At 41.9% G+C, this 3898-nt stretch carries 5 protein-coding genes; 3 read left to right on the forward strand and 2 right to left on the reverse strand.

Annotation, left to right across the window (positions count from 1 at the left end):
- Positions 1-321 precede the first annotated feature (321 nt).
- Both MHN01_RS19230 and MHN01_RS19235 read right to left on the reverse strand, forming a co-directional pair.
- Positions 322-654: a carbon storage regulator gene (locus MHN01_RS19230; protein ID WP_239412826.1), complete on the reverse strand. Its 333-nt coding sequence runs from the start codon at positions 652-654 to the stop codon at positions 322-324.
- Between the two features lie 41 nt (positions 655-695).
- Positions 696-1304, reverse strand: a complete 609-nt coding sequence (locus MHN01_RS19235) for a hypothetical protein (RefSeq protein ID WP_239412827.1) — start codon at positions 1302-1304, stop codon at positions 696-698.
- 416 nt (positions 1305-1720) lie between these two features.
- Here MHN01_RS19235 and MHN01_RS19240 point away from each other — a divergent pair, with 416 nt between their 5' ends.
- The 3 genes from MHN01_RS19240 (at position 1721) to MHN01_RS19250 (ending at position 3766) form a co-directional block, all read left to right on the forward strand.
- Positions 1721-2758, forward strand: a complete 1038-nt coding sequence (locus MHN01_RS19240) for a transporter (protein WP_239412830.1) — start codon at positions 1721-1723, stop codon at positions 2756-2758.
- Positions 2759-2868: 110 nt separating this feature from the next.
- Positions 2869-3267: a DUF2750 domain-containing protein gene (locus tag MHN01_RS19245; protein ID WP_239412828.1), complete on the forward strand. Its 399-nt coding sequence runs from the start codon at positions 2869-2871 to the stop codon at positions 3265-3267.
- A 148-nt stretch (positions 3268-3415) separates the two neighbouring features.
- A complete protein-coding gene (locus tag MHN01_RS19250) occupies positions 3416-3766 on the forward strand; it encodes a HopJ type III effector protein (protein WP_239412829.1) in 351 nt (116 codons plus the stop codon).
- The last annotated feature ends 132 nt before the right edge of the window (positions 3767-3898 follow it).

A 3898-nucleotide genomic window follows, 5' to 3' on the forward strand; every position in this document is an offset into this window, starting at 1 on the left:
CAATCGTGATGTCACCATCGTGGTCGTAATAACCATACCCATGGTCATCTGCAAGGGCAAATGGTGAAGCCACAAGTGCCGCAATCAGCATAATTTTATTTTTACGCATGATATTACTCCAAACATTATCAGTTTTTATTTTAATATCCGTGCAATAACGTTATATCATTACTTTTTGTGTATTATCCTAATAATTAGTAACAACATAACCATATAACAAAAGAAGTATTGTTATCTTGTCCTGCGAAACCAAATAACATTATTTTAGTTTTATTGGTCGCTGACATACTGTTAATATGTCAGCATAGATAAACTAACAATCTACTTCAATGTCAGGTTAACCACGGTCGCATTTTGAATTAACACATTGTTACCAGTGTTTTGGACTACATTTAACACACCAGATGCATTACTAAATGACCCCGAGTCAATAATATTGTCACCTGTCGTATTATTGTAAGCCCCATTACCTGCAACATCGCCATACATATCTGAGCTTGCGTGTATGTTATCAATCTTCAACTCGTATTGACCGCCACGAGACTGAGTCATAAAATCATCACTCAATGCTTCAGAGCTTGCTAGAATATCCAACTCATCTGCAATACCCCCACTTGAAAAAAGAGCAACTGCTATCAGTGTTAAATATTTCATGACTTCCTCCTGAGGGTTGATTAACAACCCTCAGTTATGTGTTATTGACTGGTTAACATTGCATTAGTGCTAGCACTTTGCTGAACCAACGAGTTATTACCCGCATTCTGACCAGCAATGTTGATACCAGATGCTCCCGTAAATGCATCTTGCATAGTATTGCTCTGGGTAACATTCAGCGTATTCTGTACTGGGTCACCATATCCATCACCATAGTAACCATGACCATCACAGCAAGCACCGCCGTATGTGACTTCACTGTATGTAACGGCACCGTCTAGGTAAGAAGTTGCCATGTAGTAGTTTTCTTCGATATCAATAGTGATATGCTTACTATTGTCGTACTCACTATTATCAGTAAGTTCGTAAATGTCTTTATTATTTACATCATACAGCAACATGTAATCACTATCGTCATTGAAACTATCCTTAACTGTCAAATCCTTCTCGTATGTAACAGTTAAAGTCTTTTCAACATCTGTGTTAAAAGAATCTGTAATTGTTTTATCAGCGTCACTATGACCAGAGTCATAGCCTGAATCGTAACTTGAACCACCATATGGATCATGACCGTAATCATATGGGTCATTTGCTAATGCTAGAGGTGAGCTAACAACTGCTACTAATAGTGCGATATTTGTTTTACGCATGATCCTACTCCAAATATAATGAGTTGTTATTTTTTATAATCACTCGCGTTAGTTCGCGAGATAACTTAATCATAGTTTTCGCCACTCGTACTTTTGTATTATTTTTAATAAAAGCACTGCTATTTGAATATAAGTTTTTTGCTTTAATCACCTTACTTTATAACGCCTTAAAGATAATAAACTGTCTCAACTTTAGAATGACTAATTTGATTTTTTGAGAAATTTTCTTACCTTTAATTAAAATAATAAAGTAACGTAAACATCTCAGTGATAAGACACTTATTTAAGATTCTCAGGTGACAACTTTTTCTCATTTATACTACCCTTTTCTTATTAGCTTGTATGAGTATAAACATACAACTTCATATGATTTTTTAGGGGCATACACTTGTTATATAAGTGAGGGAATCGTGAGTATTTTCAATAAAATAAGCTATATTGCGCTTCTTGCTTTATTTCCAATAGCTGCTTCGGCGGAAGAATCAAAGGCGTCCAAGGAAAGTGAAAAGCCCAAGCGAGTACAAACCGTTGCCGATATTCTCGAGCAACCAGGTGTTTTGACGCCTAAAGGCTCTTTCGTTCTTGATACTTCTTTGTCATATACCCAGAACTCATCTAACTCAGTATCGGTTGTTGGCTATACCGTTCTTCCTTCGCTCATTGTCGGGTTAATACGAGCCAGTGATATTGATCGGACGACACTAACCTTCGGGCTAACCGGGCGTTACGGCATCACTAACCGGCTAGAGGTTGAGGCACGTATTCCCTGGGTCTACCGCACTGATTCCATTTCTGAGCGGGACCTGAACAGTGGTTCTAATGCAGCAACCCTGCGTACTGTTGACGGTAACGATATTGGCGATATTGAAGCTGCCTTCAAATACCAGATAAACATGAAAGAGGCCCCCTACTGGATCGGCAGCCTACGCTTCAAGAGCACGACGGGCAAGTCACCCTATGATGTGCCTATTAATAGCCTGAATGACTTTGAAGAGCTGCCTACAGGCTCCGGCTTCCCCAGCATCGAGCCCGGTATCACCATGATCATGCCTATCGATCCCGCCGTCATTTTCATGAACTTCAGTTATATCTGGAATATCAAAGATGACGTCGAGGTCGATATCGACATAACTGACGATGATGACAACACTGAAAATATCCGCGTCGATACCATCGACTTAGGCGATACCATAGCATTTAGCGCAGGTATGGGCTTTGCCGTGAACCCCAAGTTCTCATTCAGTCTCGGCTTAAGTCACAAAACTATCCTAAAGTCCAAAATCAATGGAACAACAGCCAGTGACGCTAAACTACTGCAGCTAGACTCCCTCTCGTTTGGTGCCAACTATGCCATCGACAGAGATACTACCATCAATGTTGGTGCAACAGCCGGCATTACCGCAGATGCTCCAGATTTCCAACTTTCCGTTCGTATCCCATATACCCTGAAATAACCCCTCTCCTATTCACCCCGGCTTAAGAAGCCGGGGCCACTTTCAATGACTAAAGTCTAATTTTCCTCTATGCTATAACGCTTAAAATAAGCAGTAACAGGAATGAATACATGTCCAACCCATTAGACTCGTCTCAGATCACGGCTATCCAGGCCTACGATGCGGAGAAGCGTTACAAGTACCTGGTGAAAGAAGTTGTTTCTAACCGCCAGATCTGGATTCTGACTGATGAACATGGCTGTGTCATGTTAAATACGGACGACGAAGATTGTGTTCCCGTATGGCCGAACAAGGAATTTGCTGAGTCATGGGCAACTGGAGAGTGGGAATCTTGTAAGGCCGAAGCTATTTCTCTGAACAAATGGCACAGCCGCTGGACTCACGGCCTGGAAGATGACGAACTGGCTGTGGTGATTTTCCCGAATCAGGATGAAGATGGCTTAGTTGTTTATCCTGATGAGCTTGATTTTGAGTTAAAGCAGCAGGCACGAAAGCAGAATCAACGCTAAGCTTCTGCACTTATCTTGATCGCCTGATAGGAAACGCAATTAGATTAAAAGGGCTATGGTGGCCCTTTTGTCCGCCGGAATACCAGCTGTTTCCTTACTCGTCTATTATCAATTTCTGACTTAACCTACATGATGGAGATGTACCGCCATGGAAGCGCTACTCAACAAGATCAAACAGTCCCCTGAACAAATAGGCTTTGATACTGTCATCGACATTATCCAGCAACACTACCACTATACTCCCACAACCTTCTCCAATGGGTTGGGTAACGAAACGCTGGTCAATACAGCAGGCAGCAACGAAGGCTCATGCCGCATCTTTGCCTTCGCACACCTTCACCAACTCTCTGAGGCAGAAACATTGGCGTGTTTCGGCGACTTCTACCGTGAAGACGTTCTCCAAAACCCTGATGGGGATGATCACAAAAACATTCGAAATTTCATGAAGTACGGTTGGCAGGGAATTCAGTTTTCAGGTAAGGCCTTGTCGGAAAAATAGCCCCAAAGGTCTTACGGCATGAGGCGATTTGTTGTTTGGTGAGGTGCTCGTGCCCCTCACCAATGCAAGACTAGTAGCCAAGAGGCTTCTGGCAGTGTGAGCATTTCTCAGCCGGTTTCATGAAAAACGGAG

The organism is Photobacterium sp. OFAV2-7 (genome assembly GCF_022347985.1).
In the GTDB taxonomy this organism is placed as follows: domain Bacteria; phylum Pseudomonadota; class Gammaproteobacteria; order Enterobacterales; family Vibrionaceae; genus Photobacterium.

Bases quoted from the DNA above. Each gene is read 5' to 3' on its own strand.
- MHN01_RS19230 (WP_239412826.1), bottom strand. From the start codon at position 654: ATGAAATATTTAACACTGATAGCAGTTGCTCTTTTTTCAAGTGGGGGT.
- MHN01_RS19235 (WP_239412827.1), bottom strand. From the start codon at position 1,304: ATGCGTAAAACAAATATCGCACTATTAGTAGCAGTTGTTAGCTCACCT.
- MHN01_RS19245 (WP_239412828.1), top strand. From the start codon at position 2,869: ATGTCCAACCCATTAGACTCGTCTCAGATCACGGCTATCCAGGCCTAC.
- MHN01_RS19250 (WP_239412829.1), top strand. From the start codon at position 3,416: ATGGAAGCGCTACTCAACAAGATCAAACAGTCCCCTGAACAAATAGGC.